Below are 19,455 nucleotides of genomic sequence, written 5' to 3'. Positions count from 1 at the left end.
ATGCGCGCCCTTGCCGCCCTGATCGCCGGCCTGCTGTTCGGCCTGGGCCTGACCCTGTCCGGCATGCTGGACCCCGCCAAGGTTCTAGGCTTCCTGGACCTGGCCGGCGCCTGGGACCCGACCCTGGCCGCCGTCCTGGCCGGGGCCGTGGGCGTGACCCTGGCCGCCACGCCCCTGGTGCTGCGCCGCCGCTCGCCCCTGTTCGCCCCGTCCTTCCAGCTCCCCACCCGCCAGGACATCGACGCGCCCTTGCTCCTGGGGTCCGCCCTGTTCGGGGTGGGCTGGGGGCTGGTCGGCTTCTGCCCGGGCCCCGCCCTCGCCGCCCTGTCGGTCGTCCCCGGCAAGGCGAGCCTGTTCGTCCTTTCCATGCTGGCGGGCATGGCGCTGCACGTCGCGTGGTCCGCATGGCAGCGACGAACGCACCGGCGCGCCCACGATCCGGGAGGGATTACGCCAGGTTTGACCGGGCGACCTTGATCCAATCCTTCTGCGCGTCCCGCACATGCTTCGGCGCCCGGTCGGCCGTGCGCACGATCTCCTCGAACAGGCTGCGCGCCGGGCCCACCTGCCCACGGCGCTGCAAGGCCAGGGCAAGGCGGCAGCGCGGTTCCAGCCCCGGATAATAGCCGGCGAGGGCCTGGTACTCCTCGATGGCTTCATCCGTGCGGCCCACGCCCTCCAGGGCCCGCGCGAGCACAAGGTGCGCCTCCGCGGAATGGTAGTCCGGGTTGTGCTCCCGCAGGCGGGTGATGGAATCGAGTGCGCCCTTATGGTCTTCCCCCGCCAGTTGAGCCCTCGCCAGATCTTCCAAGATGCCGGGGTCGTTGGCGTACATGCCTTGCAGCGACTCCCGGTACAGGCGGACGGCGCCGGCCGCGTCGCCCCGGCCCACAAGCACCTGGGCAAGCCGGCGCTTGTTCTCGGTGGTCGGCACCTCGGCATGGGCGGCCATTGCTTCCCGATACTCCCGGTCCGGATCGACCAGCTTGCTGGCCCCGGCGACCACAGCCGCCGCCGCGCGGCTGTTCCGCATGTCCGGGAGGTAGATGGTGATGAAATAGACCAGGCTTCCCAGGAAAGGGAACATCAACAGGATGAGCAGCCAGAACATGGGCTGGCCGGTCCGAACCACATGGACCGCGAAATAGATGGCGATGGCGAATGACAGCAGGAAGATTATCGGCATGATGCCCCGCCCCATAATTGAAAGGGGAGCCGAGAAGTCTCACAACGCTAAGGGGCAAACAAGATATTCGGGCAGCCCCTGGCGGAGAGGCTGCCCGGCACCAGGGTCACGCCCGCTTCCAGCTCGTCCCCTGCGGCCCGTCCTCCAGCACGATGCCCTGGGCCAGCAAGTCGGCACGGATGCGGTCCGCCCTAGCGAAGTCCTTGGCCTTGCGCGCGTCCTTGCGGGCCTGGATGGCCGCCTCGATCGCCGCCTCGTCCAGCCCGGCGCCCTTCGGCGCCCAGCGGAACCAGGCCTCCGGGTCCTGCCCCAGGAAGCCGAGCAGCCCCGCCGCCGCCTTCAGGTTCGCGGCCGCCACCCACTTTTCGTCCGCATTGGCCGCCCGGTGGAACGCGCCCGCCAGCTCATGCAAATGGCTGAAGGCGAGCGGCGTGTTCAAATCGTCCTGCAGCGCCGCCAGCACCTCCGCAGGCACAGGGACTGCCTCCACCCCGTCAAGCCCACGCAACACTCCGTACCACCTGTCCAGCGTCTGCTTCGCCTGCCCGATCTTCTCCTTGGTGAAGTCCAGGGGCTGGCGGTAATGGGCGGTCAGCAGGGCCAGGCGAATGGCCTCGCCCGGGTACTCGTCCAGCAGCTCCCGCGCCGTGTAGAAGTTGTTCAGCGACTTGGACATCTTGTCGCCGGCGATGGTCAGGAAGCCGCTGTGCATCCAGACGTTCGCCATCACTGCCGTGCCATGGGCGCAGCGGCTTTGGGCGATCTCGTTCTCATGGTGCGGGAAGATCAGGTCCAGCCCGCCGCCATGGATGTCGAACACCTCTCCGAAGTGGGCGGCGGTCATGGCACTGCACTCGATGTGCCAGCCAGGCCGGCCCTTCCCCCAGGGGCTGTCCCAGCCAGGTTCCCCCGGCTTGGCCGGCTTCCACAGCACGAAGTCGGCCGGGCTCTGCTTGTAGGGCGCCACCTCCACCCGCGCGCCGGCGATCAACTCATCCTGGCTGCGACGGGAGAGGCGGCCATAGTCGGCCATGGCCGGCACGTGGAACAGCACGTGCCCCTCGGCGGCATAGGCGAAGCCCTTGTCCACCAGCGCCTGGATCATCGCCACCATCTGCGGGATGTGGGTGGTGGCCCGCGGCTCGATGTCCGGCCGCAGCAGGCCCAGCTCGTCCATGTCGGCGTGGAATTGGGCCGTGGTCCGCGTGGTGACGCTGTCGATCCCCTCCCCTGACTGGTTCGACCGCTCGATGATCTTGTCGTCCACGTCCGTGATGTTCCGGGCGTAGGTCACCTTGGGATAGAGGTGCTTCAGCAGCCGCGCCAGCAGGTCGAAGGCGCTGAAGGTCCGGGCGTTGCCCACATGGGCATAGTCATAGACCGTGGGGCCGCAGACATAGAGCCGGACATTGGCCGGATCAATGGGGGCGAATTCTTCCTTGGCACGCGTCAGCGTGTTGTACAGGGACAGGGCCATGGGTCGGGCACTCAAGGGCAGCAGGGACGGTCACGGGGTTTGGGGCCGGGCGCAAATCCAGTACGCCCCGCCGGCAGGCGACAGCTAGCGACAACAGCTATGCACGGCCTGGAAACCCATGGAAAGCATTCCCTACGCGGTCTGACCGGACAGGCGCGCCAGCGCCCGTTCCCGACCCACCAACGGTAGCAAGGTTTTCAGCTCGGGTCCATGATCCCGCGCGGTCAGCGCCCGGCGCAACGGCAGGAACAGGGCCTTGCCCTTCGCCCCCGTCGCGGCCTTCACCGCCTCGGTCCACTGGCCCCAGGTCTCCGGCCCCCAGGGCTCCGGCGGCAGCAGTTCCGCCGCCTTGGCCAGGAAGCCCGCATCGTCCACCAGCGGGACCACGGGGTCGTGGGTCACCTCCCACCAATCCCGCGCGTCGGTCAGCTTGCCCAGGTTGGGCCGCACCGCCAGCCAGAAAGCCTCGTCCGCCGCCATCCCAAGCGCCGCCAAACGGTTCCTCACCGCGTCGAACGGCAGGGCATGCAACACCTGGGCGTTCAGCCGCAGCAGCTCGTCCGGGTCGAACTTGGGCGTGCCGCGGCCCATGTGGGACAGGTCGAAATGGGCCACCAGCTCCTCATGGCTGGCCCGGGCCACGATGGCGTCCGACGTGCCGAGGGCCGCCATGTAGCTCAGCAGCGCCAAGGGCTCGATCCCTTCCTCTTCCCGCAGGGATCTCAGGCTTAAGGACCCCAGCCGCTTGGAAAGCCCCTGCCCGCCGGAATCGGCGATCAGCGGGAAGTGGGCGAAGGTGGGCACCGCCCCCCGCCCCTCCGCCGCCATCAGGGCCTCGAAGAGCTGGATCTGCACGGCGGTGTTGGTGACATGGTCCTCCCCCCGGATGATGTGGGTGATGTCCAGGTCCAGATCGTCCACCACGCTGGTCAGGGTATAGAGCGGCCGCCCATCCTCCCGCAGCAGCACCGGGTCGGACAGGTCGCGGCCGTGGAAGTGCTTCTTCCCCTGGATCAAATCGTCCCAGCCGATGTCCGCATGCTCCAGCTTGAAGCGCCAGTGGGGCTTCCGTCCCTCCGCCTCCAGCCGCGCCCGGTCGGCATCGGTAAGCTTCAGCGCGGCGCGGTCGTACAGCGGCGGCCGGTGCTGCGCCAGCAGGGCCTTGCGTTTCAGCCCCAATTCCTCCGCCGTCTCATAGCAGGGGTAGAGCCGGCCTGCCTTCTTCAGGGCCTCCACGGCCTCGGCATAGCGGCCGTAGCGGTCCGACTCGCGGGCGAACCGGTCCCAGGTCAGGCCCAGCCAGCGCAGGTCTTCCTCGATGGCTTCAGCGTATTCGGGCCGAGACCGCTCCTCGTCCGTGTCATCCAGCCGGTACAGGAAGGTGCCGCCTTCCTTGCGGGCGAACAGCCAGTTGGTCAGCGCAGCGCGCAGGTTCCCGATATGCAGCAGGCCGGTGGGGCTGGGCGCGAAGCGGACGGCGACGGTCATGTCTCATGCTCACCTGGAGGGGTGCGGAGCGATAACATGGGGCCTTCCCGCTGGAAAGCCTTGCCCCCTCAATCCACCCCGAACACCGGCTCCGGCTTCGACAGGCCCCGTAGCTCGTGCGTGCCCAGGGGCGTGAACTCCCGGCCGGAGCAGCCGGCGAAGGCTTGGCTCACCACCACGCGGCGATTCAGCGCCTTGGCCACGTCCATCAGGCGGCTGGCCACGTTCACTGCCGGGCCCACCACGGTGAAGTCCAGCCGCCGCGGCCCCCCGATGTTGCCGAAGGCCACATAGCCGAGATGCAGGGACAGGCCGTAATCCATGGGCACCTGCCCTTTGGGCGGGGACTCGTTCCAGGCCGCCACCGAGCGGGACAGGTCGGCGCAGGCGGCCAGGGCATGCCCACAGGCTACCCGAGGGTCCATGGCGTCGGCGGGGAAGATGGCCATCATGCCATCGCCCATGAACTTCAGAACCTCGCCCCCATGGGCCTCCACCGCCTGCACGGCCAGACCGAACCAGCAGTTCAGGCGACGGATCACGTCCTCGTTCAGGTTTTCCTGGGTGAAGGCGGTGAAGCCGCGCAGGTCGCAGAACCAGACGGCGGCGAAGATGCTCTCATAATCCCCGCGGACGATGGCACCATCATACACCCGGGCCCCCACCCCATCGCCCAGGTAGGTGGACAGCAGGTCCTTGGCGATGGTCCGGACCACCCGCGCCTCCACCGGGGCCGTGAAGGCGGCGACGAACTTGGTGATGTCCACGAAGTCCGCGTCGGAGAACCCACCGGCCTGCTTGGTGGCGAAGGTGATGGCGGCGGTGCGCTGGGTATCCTGGAATCGGAACGGGTGGGCGACATAGTCCGTGTAGCCCTCCCGCTGCAGCCGTTGCAGCAGGGGCATGACCGTCTCCTCCCGGTCCAGGCGGACGCGGTAGGGCTGGCCGGTCTGGTCCACCACATAGATCGGGCTGTTGACATAGTCTTCGATGTTGCCATCCGCCCGGTTCACCCGGTGGTGGCGCATCTCCTGGTCGCGCAGCCATTCCCGGCCTTCCCCCGACACCTCCGGGTGCAGGAACTCCAGGTTCAGGGAAACGCGGTCCAGCGGCAGGCCGATGCTTGCCAGCCGGTCCACGCTGGCCCGGAACAGCTCGTCCAGCCCGGGGAAGGACGCGCCGGTCAGCACCAGCCAATCGGCCAAGCTGCGGATGCGGGGCGACAGCGCACAGTCCACGGTCAGCGGCTCCAGGGCGTCAGGGTACCCGAAGGTATGGTACTCACCTCCCGCGGGGGCAAGGCCCCCAAGGGAATAGGCCGGGCGCGGGCGCCTCAGAAACGGCTGCAACGCTCGATGCCCAGCACCCGATATCCCTGCGAGGCCAGGAATTTCAACTCGGCCCGCTTGCGCGCGTCCCGCTCGCTGGGCGCGGCCACCAGATAACGCCGCCCTTCCGCCCAGGACAACACGAACTCCGGCTCGCCGCAGTCGCGGAAATAGGTCTCGTTGCAGACCACGACTTCCCACAGCGGCTGCCCGGGGGCGGAGGCCCGTTCCATGGCGAACAGATTGTCTTTGCGCCGGTTGCGCAGCCGGTCCAGCTCCTCCGCGAGATGCACCTTTTCCTGCTTGTGGCGGGTGATACTGGCGGCCAGCCGCTCCCCCTCCCGCTTCTGCTCGGCGATCTGGTTGGCCACCTGGGCCTTAAGCGCGGCCAGTTCCTTCGGCTTGGCGGCGACGGCGGCGATCTCCTTGACGGAAGCCGCATAAAGCCTGTTGGCCCGCAGCATCATGGCCATGGCCTTGGCGATGAGCAGCAGCGCGACGACGAAGACGGCACCTTCGATCATGCGCCGCCCTCTTCCGCCCCGACCACGGTGCCCGGCAGGCTCTGGTAGCCGGGTGTCAGCACCCTCGTCACCACATAGCCGTAGCGCGACGGGAAGGCCCGGGCGGCCATGTGCAGCGCCTCCGTCGGGCCGGGCGCCCAGATATGTGCCACGTTCTTCCAGGCCCACATCCGCGGGTCCACCTGGGCCGCTGCCGGGCCCTCGTTCAGGGCGGCGGCGCTGATCACGATCTCCACGTCCAGCCGGCGGTTGCCGCCGGTGGGGGCGCCCAGCTCGTGCACCACCTGGAACGTGTCCTGGGCCGCCACGGCGCAGGCCTTGCGGAGCTGCATGGCCTCCGTCGCCAGGGCCTTGTCCTCCGCGTCCAGTTGGCGGTTGCTTGCCTGGACCTTCCCCAGCTCCTCCGCCAACGTCTCGCATTCGCCGGTGAGCTGCCGGGTCAGCAGCTTCAGCCGCACCGTGTGCCGGGCGGTATGGGTGCGGGCGGCCCACCCCATGCCCACGGCCAGGATGACCATCAGCACGGCCACCAGCATGATGGTGGCCGAGAAGGCCATGGCGTCGGTGATGTGCCCCATGCCCGGCGCCCTAGTGCCGGCCTGGCGCGCGGGACGGGTCAGGCTCCTGCCGGCCGGCACCTCGTCCAGGTATAGCAGCAGGTTAACGGCGCCGCCGATCACCTCCACGAACTTCCGGCCGCGGTTGGGCAGGCGGATGCGCCGGTCGATGCAGTAGCTGACCAGCGAGGCCGTCAGTTCCGCCGCGTTCCGCTGCACGTGGCTGACGGCCCCGTAATCATCCTCCACCACCAGGCTGGCCCCCACCGGGTCCTCCCGCAGTTCCAGCCGCAGCACCCGCCCCTTGGGCAGCGGTTGCCGCTGCCGCTGCATCAGTTCGATGACCGCGCGGATGGCTTCCTGCTCGCTGAAGCTGATGCTGCGCATCTCCCTCACGGCTCGCCTCCCGCCGGGCCCGTAATCCGCGCCCGCTTCTCCCATTCAAGCAGGATGGCTTCCGCCTGGTCGGGGCCGGAGATGATCTCCACCAGCCGCAGCAGGGCCACCACCTGAGTATCCGCCGCCCGGGGGTCCATGGCGGCTCCCGCCTCCAGCGCCTCCCCGATGTTGTCGGCGGCGGTGCGGGCGGCAAGGCAGATGGCCGAGGTCTTGGCCTGCAACTCGTTCCTCAGCCCCACCATGGGGGCGATGCGGGCGCAACGGCGGTAGGCACGGGCGAACTCCTCCGCCTTGGCCAGTTCCTTCGCGTTCACGGGCGGCTCACCGGGCCGCAGCGGCGCCAGGGCGGCATCGGGCAGGTTGCAGATGGGGGCCAGCACCTCCTGGTCAGCCGGGCCGATCACCCGGTCCAGGATGGCATCGGCGATGATCCCCCGCGCCCGCTCCACCCGCCCCAGGGACTTGCGGTGGTCGGGATCCTGCAAGGTGGCCCGCATGCTGTCCAACCCGTCCAGCAGCCGCTCCGCCATCAGCGCCACGTCCCGGGCGGACACGTCGCCCTTCAGCAGGGTCGGCATCTCGCCGGACTGGCGCAGCAGGTTCTCCAGCGCGTGGCCGCCCACCTCCTTGCCGACAGCCTCCTTCTCCCGCTGCATGCCATCCAGCCGGGTGTCGGCCAGGACCGCCAACAGGTCGCCCGGCCGAAGCATCCGGGCGGTCAGGACCAGCAGGAAGGTGGTCACCGCGGTGATGTCCCGCGCCGCCATCCCGCGGATCGCCTTGCGCAGCTCCTCCACATGGAAGTCGGCAAAGGACTCGATGGGCGCATCGGGCAGCTTGGCCTTGATGGCCTCGATCTCCTCCCCGATGGCTGCGGCGTCGGCCACCACCTGCACTTGGCGGAGCACGTCGTCATCCCGCCCGAACAGGGCCACACGCCGCTTGTGGTCGGCTCCCGCCTCCGCCAGGGCCTCGTGCAGCGCCGCCGAGCCTGCCTGCCACAGGGCCCCGCCCAGTTGCGCACGGGCGGCGCCATGGCCGATGGGGGTGGCCAGTTCCCGCTCGATCCGGCGCATCTGCCGCTCGGGCACCGCCTTCCCCACGATCTCCCAACAGACCGCCAAGGTGGAGCGGGAGACGCGGGACAGGCGGCGTTGGTAGCGGGCCACGTCGTCCAACAGGTCTTCCACCGGCAGGAAGAACAGACGTGACGCCGTCATCCGCCGCGGCGGCCGCAGCACGGCCATGCGCGGGCGCAGATGGCTGATGGCGATGGGAACGCCGGGCCGGTGGCGGATCTGTTCCAGCAGCTCGACGATCCGCAGGAACTTCTCGTCCGTCAGCGACGCCGCGCTGTCCGCCAGGTCCTTCCATTCCGACGAGGGCGGCATGGTCATGCGATGTTGGCCTTCGCCGCCTCGATACGGCGGACGGCGTCATAGTCCAGCCCGCCGGTGCGCCAGTCCTGGTTCCCCCGTACCCAGCGCCGCTGCACGGTGCGCAGCGCCTCGATGTCCAGGTTCTCGTTGCTGGCCAACTCCTCCATGGGGATCACGGGGGCGATTCGGAACAGTTCACACAGGGTTTGGCGCTGCAGATCGTCCGACTGCTCGGCGGCGTCCTGCCAGACCTGCACCATGTACTCCCACCCGTCCAGCAGCCAGGACAGGGTCCCGATCAAGGATGCCGCCTCCTTGCGGATGGCCGGGTCCACCATCAGTGCCCGTGTCTTCACCAGGATCCTGTCCAGGCTGGACAGGCGCGCCTGGGCGATGCCCAGCGTCTCGTCCGCCACCTTGGCCAGGAAGGTGGCCAGTCCAGCGGCTTCCGTCGCCTCGGTCCCGGCCCAGCGGTTCATGTCGTCCCGGAACGTTGCCAACCGGCGCACAAGCTCGCGCAGCCGCCCCGGCGTGGGCCCCTGGGGGAAGCCTACCGGGGCGAGTTCATTGGCCACCGCCTCGGCCCGCGCATACATCTCGTCCGCCGTCATGCCATAGCTGTCGGCGATCCATTTCAGGGCGTTCTTGGCCATCTGGCGGGCCTGCTCGGCATCCGCCATGGCGCGGATCAGGTCCGGGGCGTTGACCCCGGCCTCCCGCAGCAGTTCCAGTACCAGCACATAGTTGGTCACCACGGCAAAGCGCTGTTCCTTCTCCAGCGCCTCCGTCGCCACCACGGCGGCGGCGATGCCGGCCAGACCGCGGGCAGCCACGGACAGGGCGGCCATCCGCATGGCGTCGGGGGTGTTGGCCTTGCGCTCCTGGATTTCCCGGTGCAGGGCGCGGTCGTGCAGGGTGGTGCGGAACACCTCCGGCACCGTGCGCCAGGCGAATACATAGGTTCCCTTGCCGCCGGAAAAGCCGGGCAGCAAGCATTCCAACTGCCCGTACCGGTCCATGCGCAGCCGGGCCTGGGACAGCAGCGGCGTGGTGAACGGAACGCAGACCCCCCGCTCCAGGAAGGTGGACGGGCGCCCATGCAGGATGCCGAGGTGGGGGGAGGTCTGGAGGGGCTCAGCCATGATCCCTGCATGCCCGCGGCCACGGGGTCACCCTGTGGCGGCGAGTCAAAGACGTAAACCGTGTATGAACAGAATTAATTGGTTTCTGAGTTTAGCTTTGCACCCGTTTGCTTTCAAGGACCTAATATTCGTAAACAGGTTCAAAGACATGAAATCATTCGGGAGTAAAAACACTTCCATGCCTGCGCAAGTCTATGCCAAGGCCGGCCGCTAGCGCCCAAAAAGAAGGCACCGCCCCTGGTGCCAGGGGCGGTGCCGTTGGGATGTGGAGGAGAAGTCGCGCGCCGGATTTAGCTGAAGGCCTGCAAGCCCGTCTGGGCGCGGCCCAGGATCAGGGCGTGCACGTCATGCGTCCCTTCATAGGTATTCACCGCCTCCAGGTTCAGGACATGGCGGATCACGCCATACTCGTCGCTGATGCCGTTGCCGCCATGCATGTCGCGGGACACCCGGGCGATGTCCAGGGCCTTGCCGCAATTGTTGCGCTTCAGCAGGCTGATCATCTCCGGCGTCCATGTGCCATCGTCCATCATCCGGCCCAGCCGCAGCGACCCTTGCAGGCCCAGCGCGATCTCCGTCTGCATGTCGGCCAGCTTCTTCTGGATCAGCTGGGTGGCGGCCAGGGGGCGGCCGAACATCTTGCGGTCCAGCGTGTACTGCCGGGCGGCGTGCCAGCAGGCCTCCGCCGCCCCCATGGCCCCCCAGGAGATGCCGTAGCGCGCCTTGTTCAGGCAGCCGAACGGCCCCTTCAGCCCCTTCACGTTGGGCAGCAAGGCATCCTCACCCACCGGAACCTCATCCATCATGATCATGCCGGTGACGGAGGCGCGGAGGCTGAACTTGCCATCGATCTTCGGGGCGGCCAGCCCGGCCATGCCCTTCTCCAGGACGAAACCGCGGATTTCCCCGTCATCGGTTTTGGCCCAGACGACGAAGACGTCGGCGATGGGGCTGTTGGTGATCCAGGTCTTGGACCCGCTGATGGAATAGCCGGTGGCCGTCTTGCGGGCCCGGGTCTTCATGCTGGCCGGGTCGCTGCCCGCGTCCGGCTCGGTCAGGCCGAAGCAGCCCACCCACTCGCCGCTGGCGAGCTTCGGCAGGTACTTCTGACGCTGCTCCTCCGTGCCGTAGGCGTGGATCGGGTGCATCACCAGGCTGGACTGCACCGACATGGCGGAGCGGTAGCCGCTGTCCACCCGCTCCACCTCCCGCGCTACCAGCCCGTAGGCCACATGGTTGACGCCGGCGCAGCCATAGCCCTCGATGGTCATGCCGAGCAGGCCCAGTTCGCCCATCTCGCTCATGATCTCGCGGTCGAACCGCTCATCCCGGAAGGCGGACTGCACCCGCGGCAGCAGGCGCCCCTGGCAGTAGTCGCGGGCCGTGTCCCGGATCATGCGCTCCTCCTCGGAGAGCTGCGCGTCCAGGTTCAGCGGGTCGTCCCAGGTGAAGGTCCCGCCCTTGGCAGGCTTGGACATCTGCGGGAGCGTGGCGCCGTCGGCCATGACTGGTCCTCCTCGGAAGGGCGGTGGTCCCGCAGGATCGTTTCAAACGAAACATTCTGCGTGGGACGTAAACTGTCAAGGGGGCGGCAGAAGGCCCGCCCCGTCTATGCGAAGATATGTACATGCCCCCTGGGCTGTTGATAACCCCCGCCGTTCGCAGGAAACTCCCGCACAAGCCGAAGAAGCTGCGTGGGGGACGCATGGCAGGTCGAAGGTATCGCAGCCGGGTCGCGCTGACGCTGGCTTGCGCCGTGGCGACACTCACCGCCTGCGGGGGTGGTGGTGGTGGCGGGGGAACCGCCACGCTGCCGACCCCTGCTCCGGTCGCGCCGCCCGTCTCCCCCCGCCACCGCCACCCCCGCCGCCCCCACCGCCGCCTGCCACCGGCCCGGCTCGGTTCGAGACGCCGGAGTACTTCCTCAGCGGCGGCATCGCGGCCCTCAACGCCTCGGCCGCCTATGACCGGGGCGCCACCGGCCAGGGGATCACCGTGGCCGTGGTGGATACCGGCATCGACACCCAGAATCCGGAATTCGCCGGTGCCGTCAGTGCCGCCAGCATCAACATCCGCACCGGCAACCAGACGGGCTTGCGCGAACAGTCGGAGCACGGCACCGGCATCTCGGCGGCCATCGGCGCGCGACGGAACGGCACGGGTCTCCAAGGTGTCGCCTATGACAGCACCATCCTGGCCATCCGGGCGGACAACCCGGATTTCCGCGCCCAGTCGCCGGCGGAATGCCGCTTCGGCTGCTTCACCAACGCCGACCTTGCCGCGGCACTCGACTATGCCGTGGCCCAGAACGCCCGGATCGTGAATCTCAGCCTCGGCGGTGGAGACACCTCCGCCATCCTGAACGCCGCCATCGCCCGGGCGACGGCGGCGGGGCTGCTGGTCGTCGCCTCCGCCGGCAACGGCACGCCCCCTTCGGCCAACCCGGAACAGCCGGCGGGCTTCGCCACAGATCCGAGCGTTCGCGGCCGGGTGATCGCCGTGGGGGCAGTGGACGCCACCAACCAGATCGCCGCCTTCAGCAACCGTGCCGGTGTGGCGGCGGCGTATTTCCTGGTCGCCCCTGGGGTTAGCATCACCACGGCGACGCTGAACAACGGTCTCGCCGTGGTCAACGGCACCTCCATCTCCACGCCCTTCGTCACGGGGGCCGCGGCGGTCGTCTGGTCCGCCACACCCTTCCTCCGGGCGGACCAGGTGGCAAGCATCCTGCTGGAGAGCGCCACCGACCTGGGCGCCCCCGGCACCGATGCCGTCTATGGCCGTGGCCTGGTGAACCTCGCCCGCGCCCTCCAGCCCCTGGGCACCTCATTCATCCCCACCAACACCGGCACCACCCTTCCCCTCGATGGCACGGGCCTGCGGACCGGCACGGCCTTCGGCCACGCCTTGGCTGCTGCCCCCGGATTGCGGGACGCCGTGTTCCTGGACGGCTTCGGCCGCCCTTTCCCCGCCCGCCTGGACCGGCGGGTCCTTGCTGAGCCGGATCGGGAGTCTGGCATCGCCGACTGGCTGACGCCCGCCTTCACCGCACCTGTATCCGCCGACCTGTCCCTGTCCGGCATCGGCAGCCTTCACTTGGCCGCCGCCGTCCCGGCCCTGGACCGACCCGGCCCCGACCGTGGGTGGCCCGGGGACACGGCCCGCCCGGCCAGCCGTCGGCTGGCGGAACGGGCGGATGACGCGACGCTGGACGTCCGCCTGCGCCTGTCCGGCGGGGCGGAGCTGGGTTTCCTGTCCGGTCATGACCCTGGCAACGCCCTGGGCCTGACCGGCACGGCGGGCCTGCGTGCCGCCGGCACCCCGGCGGACGAAGCGCTTTCCACCCCCTACCTGGGTTTCGCCCGGGGCGGCAGCGTTGCCCTGGGCAGCATACCCCTGCCCGCAGGCTTGTCCCTGCGCCTGGCCCTGGCCCAGTCCGAGGAGGGGGAGCGCCGCTCGGCCCGGACCTCCCAAGACCGCGTCACCATTGGCGTGGCGGAGCTGTCCGGTCGCGCCGGGCCCTTGTCCCTGGGCCTGCAAATGGGCAGCACGACGGAGCAGGACCGCATCCTGCGCAGCCAGGGCGACGGTGCCCTTTCCCTCGGTGAGGCTGCGGAGACCGGCTTCGTCGCCGGCCACCTTGCCCTGGAGCTTGCGGGCCTGACCCTTTTCGGCACGGCGGCCTTCGGGGCGACCCGGGTAGACGAATCAGCAGCCTCCCTGCTGGTCACGGGGGGCCGGATCGGCACCACCAGCCTCGCCGCCGGGGTAGCGGGCGGGGATGTCTGGGCCGGGGGCGACCGGCTCTCCCTCACCATCAGCCGTCCCTTGCGGGTCACATCGGGCTCGGCCCGCCTGACAGTGCCGGTGGGCCGTTCCGACGACGGGGAGATCCTGTTCCGGGAAAGCCGCACCTCCCTCGTGCCAGACGGGGCGGAGATCCGGCTCGACCTGGGCTATGGCTTGGCACTGGCCGGCGGCAGCCTGGAGATGGCGGGCCACGTCCGCGTCCAGCCGGACCATGTGGCGGACGCGGCCCCGGCCTATGGCGTGGCGGCCCGCTACAGGGTCAGGTTTTAGAGCGTGTTTACGCTGACCGTAGACACGCTCCGGCGGCGACTGCCGCCGCGCCCGCCCATGCGGGCGAAGCCAAGCCGCGGATGCGGCGCCGGCGAGTGAGGAACACAAAGGGCTAGAACCGTTTCCCGTCTATGGGAAACGGTTCTAGAACAGCTCGCCCTTTTCCAGGCAGCGATGCTCCACCGACTGCGCCGCCAGTTCCTGGAAGCGGGACATGTAGGTGCCGTCCAGGGCGATGCCGGGATTCCGGATGGTGTCGGCGTTGAGCTGGCGCATGTCCTCCTTGATGCGGTCGCACGGGCTGGCGCAGGCGCCGAGGGCCAGCAGTCCGATCAGGGCAAGGGGGAGGCGTCTGGGCATGGGGGCACTCACCGGGGGCATCATCATGCCGCCGACCTGACCATCGCGCACGGGCGAAACCGGGGCGGCCCCATGGCCGGATTGCGGCGATGCCACGCCTGTTGGGGGTAGCGCCCCCCTACCCCCGCAAGGGGCGGAAATAGCGCAACAGGCCCTGCAACTCGGCCCGCAATTGCTCATCCTCCCGCAGCCGCGCCTGCAAGGCCGAGTCCCGCTTGGCCAGGAACACCACATGCTCCTTCGGCGGCAGCTGGCGGTAGGCGGGTTTGGACGAGATCGTGCCGTCATCCTGGATGGTGGACAGGAAGAAGGACGCCCGCATGAACTTGCTGAACAGCTTGCTGGCGTGGTCCGGCGGCTCGCGGGAGATGATGGCGAAGATGTAGAGGCAGCGGAAATGGTAATAGCTGTTGTAGATCCGCTGGACAGCCTGGAACTGCTCCCCGGGACTGGAGACCTTGGAAACGAGCTGCTGCTCCTTGAACCCGGCGAAGAAGTGGCCGTTGGCCTCCTTGGCGAAGATCAGCGGCCGTTCCCGGGCCTGGCTCATACGCTTGCGGTACTCGATCAGGCCGCGGCCGATCAGGGTGTGCAGCAGCCGCCGCTCGATCTCCAGCTCCGGCGGCAGGCCCATCAGGAACTCGATGGCCGGCATCAGTTGGACGGGGTGGGTCACGGCGACCCGCCTGCCCCGCCCCCTGCCCAACAGCGAGGCCTGCAACCACTCCAGCACGTCATGTGACTGCCAGCGGAGCCTGGCCGCCATGGGGATGGTGGTCAGACCGCTGGACTGGAGGAAAAGGCGCAGTTGGTCCCGCCAGCTCTTCTGCGGGACCCGCACATACTCCACGTCCGTGAGCTTCAAGGGCGAGCCGAGCACGTCCACCGCCGGCGGGGGCGGCTTGAAATCCAGGCTCCTGCCGTAGATGACGCCCCTGACCTTGGGCTCCGGACCTGCCATCACCATCCCGTATCCCTGCCCCGTGGGGGTCGAGAACCCGGCCTTGACCGGCCGCAGCGCCACATTAACAGGTTATGATTACCACCGAAGGGCGTTCGATGCACGCGCCTCGCGGCACATGCCCCATGCCCGTGCAGCGTGTGGCCCTGCTTTTCCTTTCATATGGACCTTGTGCCCGCCGCGCGATCGGGCAACTGTGTTGTCGGACGAGGTAGCCGGGATCGGGAATGCTGCGCCGGATGCGGACGACGCGGGGCAAGTTCGTGGTGGTCATCCTGCCGATGATCATCGCCTGCACCCTGTTGACCTCCGCCGTGTCCGTCCTGGCCAACCGGCATGAGCTGCGCCAGCGGTTGGTACAGGAGATGGAGACGGTGGCCGCCGCCCAGGCCCTGGCGGTGCGCACCCCGATTTGGAACTTCGAGAAGCGTACCCTGCAGAGCATCGTCGACGCGATGCTCACCAACCCCGACATCGCCGTGGTGGAGGTCTGGGACGAGCGGGGGCTGAGCCTGGCCCGCGCGGCCCGGCCGGACGTCCCGGGCAAGGAATGGTCCATCCGCGTGCCCGTCCATGGCCCCGAGGTGGCGGAGGGCAGGCCGGAACTGATCGGTGAGCTGGGCCTGACCTTCGGCGACGGCCGAATCCAGGCCGCGGTGGAGAAGCAGCTGCTGCGTGACGTGCTGCTGCTGCTGGTTGTCATCGCCACCACGACAGGCAGCGCGGTGCTCGCCCACACCCTGACCATCGACCGGCCCCTGGCCCGCTTCCTGGATGCCATCCACCGGGCGGAGGACCCGCGGCGTCGGCAGCCCCTGCCCCTGGAGTCCGAGGACGAGATCGGAACCATCATGGCGGCCTACAACCGCCTGCTGTCCAAGCTGGCGGCGGAGGAGGCCGAGCGCACCCGCGCCGCCGACGACCTGCGCATGGCCCGTGACCGGGCCGAACAGGCCCTGTCCGACCTGCGCGCCACCCAGCACAGCCTTATCCAGGCGGAGAAGATGGCCAGCCTGGGCCAGATGGTGGCCGGCGTGGCGCATGAGATCAACACGCCCGTGGGCATCGCCCTCACCGCCGCATCCCACTTGGCGGATGAGACACGGGCGCTGGACCGGGCGTTGGCGAGCAACCAGCTCCGCAAGGCGGACCTGGAAGACTACACCAAGGCCGCCCTCGACGCGGCCGCCCTGCTGCAATCCAACATGCAGCGCGCCGCCGCCCTGATCCAGAGCTTCAAGCAGGTCTCCGTCGACCGCGCCAACGACCAGAGGCGGTCGTTCGACCTGCGGGCCTATGTGGGGGAGGTCATGCTCAGCCTCGGCCCCCGGCTGAAGCGCACCCCTCACCGGGTGCTGATCCAAGGGGAGGATCGGCTGGTGGTGGACAGCTATCCTGGCGCCATCGCCCAGGTGCTGACCAACTTCGTCATCAACGCCCTGCTGCACGCCTTCGACGACGGCAGGGGCGGTACCATGACCATCGAGTTGCTGAGACTGCCGGACGACATGGTGGAACTGCGCTTCAGCGATGACGGCAAGGGCATACCGCCCCACCATCTGAACCGGGTGTTCGAGCCCTTCTTCACCACCAAGCGCGGGGCGGGCGGCAGCGGCCTGGGCATGCATATCTGCTTCAACCTGGTGACTCGCACCCTGGGTGGCGCGCTGATGGTGGAGAGTGCGGAAGGGTGCGGCACCACCTTCACCGCCCGGTTCCCGGCTAGCGCCCCGGCCGACGCGCCCACGGCGGAGGAAGCCCTGGCGGACTGACCGCCCGCGGTACCGGGGAAAATTTCCGCGGGGTGCCCGCGCAGGGTCCGGGGGCGCTTGCGTAGAAGGGACAGGCGGGCAGCGAGACACCCGCCGCGATGAAAAGAGGTCCCCCATGATCCGTTCCCTGTCCCTGGCCGCCCTGTCCGGCCTGCTCCTCGCCACCGCCGCCACCGCCCAGCCGGCTGGCGACCGCCCCATGGGCCCGCGCGGCCAGGGCGCCGAGATGCTGGAGCGTTTCGATACCAACAAGGACGGCAAGATCGACGAGGCCGAGTTCAAGGCCGGCCGCGCCGAAACCTTCAAGAAGTTCGACACCACGGGCACCGGCAAGGTCACCCTGGCGCAGTTCCAGCAGGGGCTGGAAAAAATGCGCGAGGAGCGCCGGCAGGAGATGGCCAAGCGCCGCTTCGAGCGGATGGACGCCGACAAGGACGGCACCATCACCCAGGCGGAGTTCGATGCCGCGGCCCAGCGCATGTTCGACCGCATGGACCGGGATGATGACGGCACCCTGTCGCCGGGCGACCGTCCCCACCACCGCGGCCATCGCTGAGTGACGGCAGGCCTGGCCCGTGACCCTCGCGTCCACACAGGCTAGGATGGCACCGGGCCGGGTCCTGTCCGCCCGCAACGGGGAGGACCCGGTGTCCCTGGCCCATCCGACGGCAGAGCCGAGCGACGAGGAGCTGGTGGCCCGCGTGGCCGCCGGGGATCGTCGGGCCTACGGGATGCTGGTGGAGCGCCACCTGGACCGCACCGTCACCGTGGCGCAGCGCGTGCTGTCCAACCGGGCGGAGGCGGAGGATGTGGCCCAGGAGGCATTTCTGAAGCTGTGGCAGGGCGCCGACCGGTTCCGGCCGGGCGGCGCCCGCTTCAGTACTTGGTTCTACCGCGTGACCATGAACCTCTGCCTGGACCGCAAGCGACGCCCCGGCGCCGCTCCCCTGGACGAGTCGGTGGACCCCGCCGACACCCGCCCCGACCCGGGCGAGGTTCTGGAGCAACACCGCTTCGCCGGGGCCCTGGCCCATGCCGTGGCCGACCTGCCGGAACGGCAGCGGGCGGCCATCTCCCTGACCTATGACGCCGGCCTGAGCAACGCCGAGGCCGCCAAGGCCCTGGACGTCAGCGTCAAGGCCCTGGAAACCCTGCTGGTGCGGGCCAAGCGGGGCCTGCGTGACCGCCTCGCCGGCTGGCGGGGCGGAAGTACGACCGATGGAGGCCAGCCATGACCCCTGACCGTTTCGCCGACCTGCTGGACCGCCACGGCCCCGACCTGTCCGCCTGGCCCGCCCCCGACCGCGCCGCCGCCGAGTCCCTGCTGGCCCGCGACCCGGCGGCGCGGCGGATGCTGGAGACCGACCGGCTGCTGGCCGACGCCCTGTCCGACCTTCCGGCGGAGCGGGCGGGCCCCGCCCTGCGCCAGGCCGTGCTGTCCATCCCGCTGGCCCACCCGCGTGTCGCGGCACCGGGCCTGGGGGCACGGCTCCAAGGCCTGCTCGGCCATGCCTGGCGACCCTTCGCCGGGGGCATGGCCGCCGCCTGTTCCGCCGCCCTGGTGGGGTTCGTGCTGGGCTATGCCCAACTGGTCAGCGTGCCCGACCTCACGGGCAGCCAGTCAGCCGACACCGCGTCCGGCGACACCCTTGTCTATTACGATACCTCTTCCGACCTGGAGCAGTTCCAATGAGGCGATCCACCCTCTTCCTGACGATCGCCCTCGTCATCTCGGTTTCCCTGAACCTGCTCGTGGCTGGGCTTATGCTTGGACACCACCTGTCCGGCCGCGGCGGGCGTGGTGGCAATCCCTCGTTGGACCGGCTGTTCGCCACCGTCCCCGACGAGATCCGGCGTGAGGTGCGGCGCGCCATGTCGGAGGACGGGCAGGCCAGGGAAGCCCGTCGGCAGGCGTTGCGGGAAGCGCGGCAGCAGGTGGCCGCGGCCCTGGGGGCGCGGCCTTTCGACCCCGCCGCCGCGGACGCCGCCCTGGCCAACCTGCGTGCCCACGGAGAGCAGGTGGCGGACAAGCTCCACGCCACCCTGGTCAGGACAATGGCCGAGGCCCAGGCCAACGGCACCCTGCCCCCGCCCCGAGTGGACAGCCGGGACGGCCACGACGATGACGATCCGCCGGGCCCGCCGCCCCGGCGCTGAAACGGGCAGCGCAATGAAAAAGGGCCGCCCCTTGCCGGGGCGGCCCTTCCCATGTCCGGCAGTCGGAAGCTTACGCCGCCGCCTGCATGGCCTTCTTGTTCACGTCCTCGATGGCGATGCGGTTCAGCAGCTCGTCGGTCTGCTTCTCCTCCGCCAGGGTCTGCTCCAGCAGCTTCGCCACGTCATTCAGGCCGCAAGCCTCGGCATAGGCATGGACGGTGCCGTACGCGGCGATCTCGTAATGCTCCATCTTCTGGGCGGCGGCCAGGATGGCGGCGTCCAGCAGCTGGGGCGGCAGGCCCTCGTCCAGCAGGCTCTGGGCCTCCTCGATCAGGCCCTCCATGGCGTCGCAGTGCTTGGCGCGGGGACGCTGGTCAAGCAGCTCGAAGCACTGCTTGAGGCGCTCCACTTGGCCATCGGTCTGCTCGCGGTGGGTCTCGAAGGCCTTCTTGAGCTGCTCGTTCTGAACGGCCTTCATGATCTTCGGGTAGGCCTTCAGGGCCTGCTTCTCCGCGTCATAGATGTCGCGCAGTTCTTCGACCAGCAGGTCTTTCATGGACTTCGTGGCCATGGTTGTCGCGTCCTCTCAGGGTTCCGTTCTCAGGGCAGGATGGCGGACCGCTCGGGGCGTTCCCCCCAACCGTC

Annotated in this window: 19 protein-coding genes; 7 read left to right on the top strand and 12 right to left on the bottom strand. The window is 69.2% G+C overall.

Annotation, left to right across the window (positions count from 1 at the left end; translation table 11 throughout):
• A complete protein-coding gene (locus HHL28_RS06735; protein WP_075772925.1) occupies positions 1 to 477 on the top strand; it encodes a DUF6691 family protein in 477 nt (158 codons plus the stop codon).
• Here HHL28_RS06735 and HHL28_RS06730 read toward each other — a convergent pair.
• The 9 genes from HHL28_RS06730 to HHL28_RS06690 form a co-directional block, all read right to left on the bottom strand.
• Positions 449 to 1,186, bottom strand: coding sequence for a tetratricopeptide repeat protein (locus HHL28_RS06730; RefSeq protein WP_075772936.1), 738 nt, complete (start codon positions 1,184 to 1,186; stop codon positions 449 to 451). The two genes, HHL28_RS06735 and HHL28_RS06730, sit on opposite strands and share 29 nt — an antisense overlap.
• 106 nt (positions 1,187 to 1,292) lie before the next feature.
• Positions 1,293 to 2,663 carry a cysteine--tRNA ligase gene (gene cysS / locus HHL28_RS06725; protein ID WP_075772924.1) on the bottom strand — a complete coding sequence of 457 codons (1,371 nt, stop codon included), beginning with the start codon at positions 2,661 to 2,663 and terminating at the stop codon, positions 1,293 to 1,295.
• Positions 2,664 to 2,795: 132 nt separating this feature from the next.
• Positions 2,796 to 4,151, bottom strand: coding sequence for a glutamate--tRNA ligase (gltX, locus tag HHL28_RS06720; protein ID WP_075772923.1), 1,356 nt, complete (start codon positions 4,149 to 4,151; stop codon positions 2,796 to 2,798).
• 68 nt (positions 4,152 to 4,219) lie between these two features.
• Entirely contained in the window at positions 4,220 to 5,389 is a 1,170-nt protein-coding gene (locus HHL28_RS06715) for an adenylate/guanylate cyclase domain-containing protein (RefSeq protein WP_169654898.1), read from the bottom strand.
• A 95-nt stretch (positions 5,390 to 5,484) separates the two neighbouring features.
• Positions 5,485 to 6,003, bottom strand: coding sequence for a hypothetical protein (locus HHL28_RS06710; protein ID WP_075772921.1), 519 nt, complete (start codon positions 6,001 to 6,003; stop codon positions 5,485 to 5,487).
• A complete protein-coding gene (locus HHL28_RS06705; protein ID WP_169654896.1) occupies positions 6,000 to 6,956 on the bottom strand; it encodes a hypothetical protein in 957 nt (318 codons plus the stop codon). Before HHL28_RS06705 ends, HHL28_RS06710 begins: the two co-directional genes overlap by 4 nt.
• The gene (locus tag HHL28_RS06700) at positions 6,953 to 8,356 is read right to left on the bottom strand and encodes a hypothetical protein (RefSeq protein ID WP_075772918.1); all 1,404 of its coding nucleotides are present in this window, start codon (positions 8,354 to 8,356) and stop codon (positions 6,953 to 6,955) included. The genes HHL28_RS06705 and HHL28_RS06700 overlap by 4 nt, the downstream gene beginning before the upstream one ends.
• Positions 8,353 to 9,480, bottom strand: a complete 1,128-nt coding sequence (locus HHL28_RS06695; protein ID WP_075772917.1) for a hypothetical protein — start codon at positions 9,478 to 9,480, stop codon at positions 8,353 to 8,355. The genes HHL28_RS06700 and HHL28_RS06695 overlap by 4 nt, the downstream gene beginning before the upstream one ends.
• Positions 9,481 to 9,770: 290 nt before the next feature.
• Positions 9,771 to 10,985 carry an acyl-CoA dehydrogenase gene (locus HHL28_RS06690; protein ID WP_404326684.1) on the bottom strand — a complete coding sequence of 405 codons (1,215 nt, stop codon included), beginning with the start codon at positions 10,983 to 10,985 and terminating at the stop codon, positions 9,771 to 9,773.
• A 244-nt stretch (positions 10,986 to 11,229) separates the two neighbouring features.
• Between HHL28_RS06690 and HHL28_RS06685 the strand changes: the two genes are divergently transcribed.
• Positions 11,230 to 13,560 carry a S8 family peptidase gene (locus HHL28_RS06685; RefSeq protein ID WP_169654894.1) on the top strand — a complete coding sequence of 777 codons (2,331 nt, stop codon included), beginning with the start codon at positions 11,230 to 11,232 and terminating at the stop codon, positions 13,558 to 13,560.
• Between the two features lie 144 nt (positions 13,561 to 13,704).
• On the opposite strand, the gene HHL28_RS06680 is transcribed toward HHL28_RS06685, so the two are convergent.
• Positions 13,705 to 13,920: a hypothetical protein gene (locus tag HHL28_RS06680; RefSeq protein WP_169654892.1), complete on the bottom strand. Its 216-nt coding sequence runs from the start codon at positions 13,918 to 13,920 to the stop codon at positions 13,705 to 13,707.
• A gap of 118 nt (positions 13,921 to 14,038) precedes the next feature.
• Positions 14,039 to 14,887 carry a hypothetical protein gene (locus HHL28_RS06675; RefSeq protein ID WP_075772914.1) on the bottom strand — a complete coding sequence of 283 codons (849 nt, stop codon included), beginning with the start codon at positions 14,885 to 14,887 and terminating at the stop codon, positions 14,039 to 14,041.
• 221 nt (positions 14,888 to 15,108) lie between these two features.
• On the opposite strand from HHL28_RS06675, the gene HHL28_RS06670 reads away from it, so the two are divergent.
• The 5 genes from HHL28_RS06670 to HHL28_RS06650 all read left to right on the top strand — a co-directional run bounded on the left by HHL28_RS06670 (position 15,109) and on the right by HHL28_RS06650 (position 18,810).
• Positions 15,109 to 16,653, top strand: coding sequence for a sensor histidine kinase (locus tag HHL28_RS06670; RefSeq protein ID WP_169654890.1), 1,545 nt, complete (start codon positions 15,109 to 15,111; stop codon positions 16,651 to 16,653).
• Between the two features lie 115 nt (positions 16,654 to 16,768).
• Positions 16,769 to 17,209: an EF-hand domain-containing protein gene (locus HHL28_RS06665; RefSeq protein ID WP_075773580.1), complete on the top strand. Its 441-nt coding sequence runs from the start codon at positions 16,769 to 16,771 to the stop codon at positions 17,207 to 17,209.
• Between the two features lie 46 nt (positions 17,210 to 17,255).
• Positions 17,256 to 17,888 carry an RNA polymerase sigma factor gene (locus tag HHL28_RS06660; RefSeq protein WP_083699675.1) on the top strand — a complete coding sequence of 211 codons (633 nt, stop codon included), beginning with the start codon at positions 17,256 to 17,258 and terminating at the stop codon, positions 17,886 to 17,888.
• Positions 17,885 to 18,346, top strand: a complete 462-nt coding sequence (locus tag HHL28_RS06655) for a hypothetical protein (RefSeq protein WP_075773579.1) — start codon at positions 17,885 to 17,887, stop codon at positions 18,344 to 18,346. The genes HHL28_RS06660 and HHL28_RS06655 overlap by 4 nt, the downstream gene beginning before the upstream one ends.
• Complete coding sequence (locus HHL28_RS06650; protein WP_169654888.1) at positions 18,343 to 18,810, top strand: periplasmic heavy metal sensor; 468 nt, start codon at positions 18,343 to 18,345, stop codon at positions 18,808 to 18,810. The genes HHL28_RS06655 and HHL28_RS06650 overlap by 4 nt, the downstream gene beginning before the upstream one ends.
• Positions 18,811 to 18,880: 70 nt before the next feature.
• On the opposite strand, the gene HHL28_RS06645 is transcribed toward HHL28_RS06650, so the two are convergent.
• A complete protein-coding gene (locus tag HHL28_RS06645) occupies positions 18,881 to 19,381 on the bottom strand; it encodes a YciE/YciF ferroxidase family protein (protein WP_075769457.1) in 501 nt (166 codons plus the stop codon).
• Between the last annotated feature and the right edge of the window lie 74 nt (positions 19,382 to 19,455).

Source organism: Aerophototrophica crusticola (assembly GCF_012913305.1).
Taxonomy (GTDB): domain Bacteria; phylum Pseudomonadota; class Alphaproteobacteria; order Azospirillales; family Azospirillaceae; genus Niveispirillum; species Niveispirillum crusticola.
The sequence above is the reverse complement of the archived record's forward strand: the minus strand, read 5'-3'. Positions and strand labels throughout refer to the sequence as shown.